General features: G+C 32.4%; 4 protein-coding genes. All 4 read right to left on the bottom strand.

Features of this window, described 5'->3' with window-relative positions; genetic code table 11:
• Window positions 1-54: 54 nt before the first annotated feature.
• The 4 genes from ABJD66_RS01105 to ABJD66_RS01120 all read right to left on the bottom strand — a co-directional run bounded on the left by ABJD66_RS01105 (window position 55) and on the right by ABJD66_RS01120 (window position 5834).
• Window positions 55-291: a DUF6095 family protein gene (locus ABJD66_RS01105; protein WP_100895616.1), complete on the bottom strand. Its 237-nt coding sequence runs from the start codon at window positions 289-291 to the stop codon at window positions 55-57.
• 17 nt (window positions 292-308) lie between these two features.
• Window positions 309-1121, bottom strand: a complete 813-nt coding sequence (locus tag ABJD66_RS01110) for a DUF4249 domain-containing protein (protein WP_348127262.1) — start codon at window positions 1119-1121, stop codon at window positions 309-311.
• 5 nt (window positions 1122-1126) lie between these two features.
• The gene (locus ABJD66_RS01115) at window positions 1127-3499 is read right to left on the bottom strand and encodes a TonB-dependent receptor (protein WP_348127264.1); all 2373 of its coding nucleotides are present in this window, start codon (window positions 3497-3499) and stop codon (window positions 1127-1129) included.
• A 124-nt stretch (window positions 3500-3623) separates the two neighbouring features.
• The gene (locus ABJD66_RS01120; RefSeq protein WP_348127267.1) at window positions 3624-5834 is read right to left on the bottom strand and encodes an NADP-dependent isocitrate dehydrogenase; all 2211 of its coding nucleotides are present in this window, start codon (window positions 5832-5834) and stop codon (window positions 3624-3626) included.
• Between the last annotated feature and the right edge of the window lie 9 nt (window positions 5835-5843).

Consider the following 5843-nt stretch of genomic DNA (forward strand, 5'->3'; position numbering starts at 1 on the left):
ATATTAAAAAAGTCTCCTAAATGGAGGCTTTTTTAATGCTTAATATTTTAGATTTTAATTGTTCTTTTTATTGCCAAAAATGGCATGCATCATTAAGCGTAAACTGTATAAAAATAAACCCATAGCAGCTAAAGATAATATAAAGCCAAGTATAAGCACAGGTAAATATAAAGGGTGATTTTCATTTTTAAAAGCTTCGTATATAGCTCCAGGGCCAGAAAACATAAGTAATATTGTTAACCCAAAAAACTTAATGCTTTTGTAAAAAGAGTCAGACTGTGTTGTGGGCATATGTATAATGGTATTTATTAATTTATAGTAATTGTATATTCGTATGTTTCAGATAAATTAAAATATCCTAAGGCGTAATTGTCTTCATTTGTGATATTAATTATGTTGCCTCTAATAGTAGCTGGTGTTGTTTGAAATGGTCCTCCAGAGCTTTCTCCACTCTGAGCTAAAATTAAATCCATATAATTATAAAATTGTTCATCTGCGCCATTTAACTTTATAACAACTTCCTTGCCAGAAGATAGATCATCATAAAAATAAGAGAATTTAAATGTCTCTCCCTGAAAAAATTCATCTGAAGTGGTTAAAAATTCACCAAAATCTAAATCAAAAACATAAAAATCTTCTCTGCTAGCATCATCTGTAAAAGAAACAATTAGCTCTGTATCGTTTTCATCAAAAAGTGTAGCGTCTCCTTGTTCAACATTGTCAATAGCTACACTGGGTATTAGGGTTGTTTCTGCAGTATATGTATTGTTGTTGTAAACAACATTTAGTTGGTATGTTTTGTTAAACTCGGGAGTAAAGTTATTTGTTGTAGATTGATAATAGCCTGCGTTACCGTTGGAGGTAAATGGATATAAAGTACCAGAATTTAAATCTGTAATTGTAACATTTGCATCATTTACTGGTTTGTTTTCATTAGCAAAATAATCTGTTGTTAAGGATAATTTTACAAAGCCATCTGTTCTTACAGGAGATTCTGTAGTGTATACATCAAAACTAGCATCTATAACTAATTTTGGTTCTGTGCTTGGTACATCTATGTCTACAACATCCTCGCATCCAAAAAATAATAAAAGTGGTATAATGTATGCTAACTTTTTCATTATTATTAAAATTTAAAATTATAAGTTACAGATGGTACTATACCAAATATTGAGGTACGTAAGGCTTCATTGTTTCCAGTGTCTTCATTTCTGGAAAAATTAATAGAAGCAGCATTTTTACGGTTATAAACGTTGTATATGCCAAATACCCATTGTGCTTGTAATTTTCTGTTTTTATTTTTTCTAGGAGTTAGTGTGGCAGATATATCTAACCTATTGTAGCTTGGTAGACGTTGATTGTTACGGTCTCCATAAATAGGAATACTTAAGTCTTTGTACTCAAATTGCCCAATTGGGTAATTTGTAGGTTGCCCAGATTGGTATATTAAATTACTATTAAAGCTCCATTTGTCATTTATGTTATAACTTGCATTTATAGATAAATCGTGAGTTTTATCAAATGATGTGGTGTACCATTTACCATTGTTAATTCCTGTTTCATTAACTGTTCTAGGTGGAGTTTGTTGTTCGGACTTAGATAAAGTGTAGGATAGCCAGCCGTTTAATTTACCGCTATTTTTCTTAAACATAAATTCTAATCCGTAAGATCTCATTTTGCCATTTAAAATTACTTGCTCTATAGCATCATTAGCAATTAAATTTGCGCCATCTATATAATCTATTCTGTTTTTTGCATCTTTGTAATAAGCTTCAGTTTCTAAAGAGTAGCTATCGTTTTTAAAGTTTTTAAAGTAACCTATTGCGTACTGATCTAATATTTGTGGTTTTATATATTTTCCACTAGGAGACCATACATCTAAAGGAGTAGGGGAGCTGGTATTAGAAAGTAAATGTAGGTACTGAGCCATATGGTTGTAGCTGGCTTTTATAGAGTTGTTATTGTTTAAAGCATATGATAAGGCTAGTCTTGGTTCTAAATTGTTAAATGTGGTAATTTGTGCAGACCTTTTAAAACGTTCTTTCCCTATGGGTTCTGCACTCTCGTATATCTGAAAATCGGTATTAAAATTTACTGCTTGGTCGTTTTCATATATAAAAAGTTCATCTTGACCAAGTCTGGTAAAATGACTCCAACGTACGCCGTACTGTAGTGTTAAGTTGTTGGTGACTTTATGTTCTGCATCTATATAAGCGGCAAACTCGTTAGCATATTTGTCTGTTAATTTATTAGTTAGAATGCCAGAATCGCCTCGGTTTGGTTTTATTTCCCCAGGATTAAATCTGTAGTAAGTATTGTTTACTCCGTAATTTAACTTTATGTCATTAGAAATGTAATTTTTAAAATCGTATTTAAGATTAAAGTTTTGTATTCCAGAGTTCCATTTAAAGCCAACAAAATCTAGTTCTAATCCGTAAAAGTAGTCTGAGTAAATTAAGGATAAATTACTAAATAGTTTATCTGAGAATAAATGATTCCACCTTAAATTAATTACAGAGTTACCGTATGTATTTTCAAAACTATTAGCAATACTAAAAACATCTCTACCAAAGTAACCAGATAAGTATATGTTATTGTTTTTATTTATTTTGTAATTAAGTTTAGTGTTTAAATCGTAAAAATACGCCTTGTTGTCATTATCTAATAAGGGTAAAAACAAGTGAGCGTATGAGCTACGACCACCAATTAAAAAAGCACCTTTATCTTTTTTTAATGGGCCTTCTAGTAGCAACCTGCTAGATACTATACCGATACCACCATTAGCTTTAAATTTTTTGCTATTTCCTTCTTTTTGATAAATATCTAGTACAGATGAAATTCTGCCTCCATATTTTGCTGGTATGCCACCTTTGTATAGCTTTAAATCTTTTATGGCATCAGGATTAAAAACGGAAAAGAAACCAAATAAATGTGATGAGTTGTAAATAGTAGCTTCATCTAATAAGATTAAATTTTGATCTACAGATCCACCACGTACATTAAATCCAGATGCTCCTTCGCCACCACTAGTAACTCCAGGTAGTAGTAAAATTGATTTTAGCACATCTGCCTCTCCCAAAATTGCGGGTATTTTTTTTATACTGCTAGATGAGAGCGAGTTTACACTCATTTGTGGTTTTCTAATACTAATTTTTTCAATGTCTTCAGTAAGTATAACTTCGTTTAACTGCTCAACGGCTTCATTAAGTTGAAGATTTAATGTAGTGTCTTTGGTTAAATTTATTTCTTTTTTAATGTCATTAAAACCAATATAGCTTACAATTATTGTGTAGTTTCCTTTAGGTAAAGTTAAGGAGTAAAACCCGTATTCATTAGTAATAACTCCTGTTTGTAATTCTGGTACTGCTATAGATACGCCAATTAGTGTTTCATTACTAGAGGCTTCTGTAATGGTTCCAAATAACGTAATTTTTTCTTGAGCTTTAGTTGCTGTAAATGCGAACAAAAATATTAAAAAGCAGACAATGGGTCTGTGCATAGTTGGTGTGGTTTTTTGTAAAAATAGCCACTTTTGTTGCTAGAATATAATAGTTAACATTTATTTAAAACAAAAAAAGCCTATTCGTTGTTAACGAATAGGCTTTTGTATGATAATAAATATATTAAATACTACTAATAATAGTGTTTAACGTATTACTAGGTCTCATAGCTTTGGCTAAAATCTCTTGGTTAGGTAAGTAGTAACCTTCTATATCTACACTAGATCCTTGAGCGTTAATTAACTCTTCGTTTATTTTGCTTTCATTATCTTTTAATGAAGTGTAAACGTCTTTAAATTTAGCTTGCAGTGTAGGGCTCTTAGTTTGGTTAGCTAATGCTTCTGCCCAGTATAGTGTTAAGTAAAAGTGAGAACCTCTATTGTCTATTTCATTTACTTTTCTAGATGGAGATTTATCGTTTAATAAAAACTTTTCTGTAGCATCACCTAAAGCTTCGGCTAAAACAAGTGTGTCTTTATTATTAGATTTTTCAGCTTCGTGTTCTAAAGAAACTTCTAAGGCTAAAAATTCACCTAATGAATCCCAACGTAAATGACCTTCTTCTGTAAATTGCTCTACGTGTTTTGGGGCAGATCCACCAGCACCAGTTTCAAACAAACCACCACCATTCATTAAAGGTACAATAGATAGCATTTTTGCGCTTGTACCAACTTCTAAAATTGGGAATAAATCTGTTAAGTAATCTCTAAGTACATTACCAGAAACCGAAATAGTGTCCTTACCGTCTTTAATTCTGGCAAGTGTGTATTCTGTTGCTTTTAAAGGAGAAAGAATTAAAATTTCTAGGCCAGAAGTGTCGTGATTAGGTAAATAAGCTTTTACTTTTTTAATTAATTCTGCATCGTGAGCTCTGTCTTCATCTAACCAAAAAACAGCAGGTGTATTAGTTGCTCTAGCTCTAGATACTGCTAATTTAACCCAGTCCTGAATAGGAGCATCTTTAACCTGGCACATTCTCCAGATATCGCCAGCTTCTACATTGTGCTCTACAAGCACCGTACCGCTAGCATCTATAACTTGTACTTTTCCGTTGTTTGCAATTTCAAATGTTTTATCATGAGATCCGTATTCTTCTGCTTTTTGAGCCATTAAACCAACGTTAGGGACTGTACCCATTGTTGTAGGATCAAAAGCGCCGTGTTTTTTACAGAAGTCTATAGTAGCAGAATAAATTTCTGCATAACTACTGTCAGGTATAACGGCTAAAGTGTCTTGTGCTTTTCCTTCTGCATTCCACATTTGTCCAGAGTTACGTATCATTGCAGGCATAGAAGCGTCAATAATAACATCACTAGGTACGTGAAGGTTTGTTATTCCCTTATCAGAATTAACCATTGCTAAATCTGGACCATTTTCTATAGTCTTTTCAATTTCAGCTTTAATTTCAGCACCATTAGATATTTTATCTAATTTATTTAATAAACTTTCTAAGCCGTTGTTTGCGCTTATTCCGTTTTCTTCAAAAACTTTACCGTACTTTTTAAATACATCAGCAAAGAAAACTTCTACAGCGTGACCAAAAATGATTGGATCAGAAACTTTCATCATAGTTGCTTTCATATGTAAAGAAAACAATATGCCAGCATCTTTAGCTTCTTTCATTTGTTCTTGTAAAAAAGCTAAAAGAGCCTTGTTGCTCATTACTGTTGCGTCTATAATTTCGCCATCTAGTAAAGAAATTTTTTCTTTCAATACATCTTTAGAGCCATCTTCTTTTACTAAAACAATGCTAACATCTGTTGCTTTATCTAGTGTGATAGATTTTTCATTAGCTTTAAAATCTCCTGATGACATAGTGGCAACTTGAGATTTAGAATCTGGGCTCCAAGGTCCCATAGAGTGTGGGTTTGCTTTTGCGTAATTTTTAACAGCTTTAGGAGCTCTACGGTCAGAGTTACCCTCACGTAATACTGGATTTACTGCACTACCTTTAATTTTGTCAAAACGACCTTTAATTTCTTTTTCTTTAGCGTCTTTAGGATCGTCTGGGTAACTAGGAATAGCGTAACCTTTAGATTGTAATTCTGCAATGGCTTCTTTAAGTTGAGGAATAGAAGCGCTAATGTTTGGTAATTTTATAATGTTAGCCTCTGGGCTTTTTGCCAATTCTCCTAGTTGAGCTAAAGCATCTTCAAATTGTTGCTCTTTAGATAAATAATCTGGAAAAACAGCTAATATACGAGCTGCTAAAGAGATGTCTTTTGTTTCCATTTCTATACCTGTAGTTTTGGTAAAAGCTTGTACAATTGGTAAGAAAGATTGAGTTGCTAAAGCAGGAGCTTCATCAGTTTTTGTATATATTATTTTTGGCATATTATATTG

Source organism: Cellulophaga sp., assembly GCF_039943695.1.
Taxonomy (GTDB): domain Bacteria; phylum Bacteroidota; class Bacteroidia; order Flavobacteriales; family Flavobacteriaceae; genus Cellulophaga.

Bases quoted from the DNA above. Each gene is read 5' to 3' on its own strand.
- ABJD66_RS01105 (WP_100895616.1), bottom strand. From the start codon at position 291: ATGCCCACAACACAGTCTGACTCTTTTTACAAAAGCATTAAGTTTTTT.
- ABJD66_RS01110 (WP_348127262.1), bottom strand. From the start codon at position 1,121: ATGAAAAAGTTAGCATACATTATACCACTTTTATTATTTTTTGGATGC.
- ABJD66_RS01115 (WP_348127264.1), bottom strand. From the start codon at position 3,499: ATGCACAGACCCATTGTCTGCTTTTTAATATTTTTGTTCGCATTTACA.
- ABJD66_RS01120 (WP_348127267.1), bottom strand. From the start codon at position 5,834: ATGCCAAAAATAATATATACAAAAACTGATGAAGCTCCTGCTTTAGCA.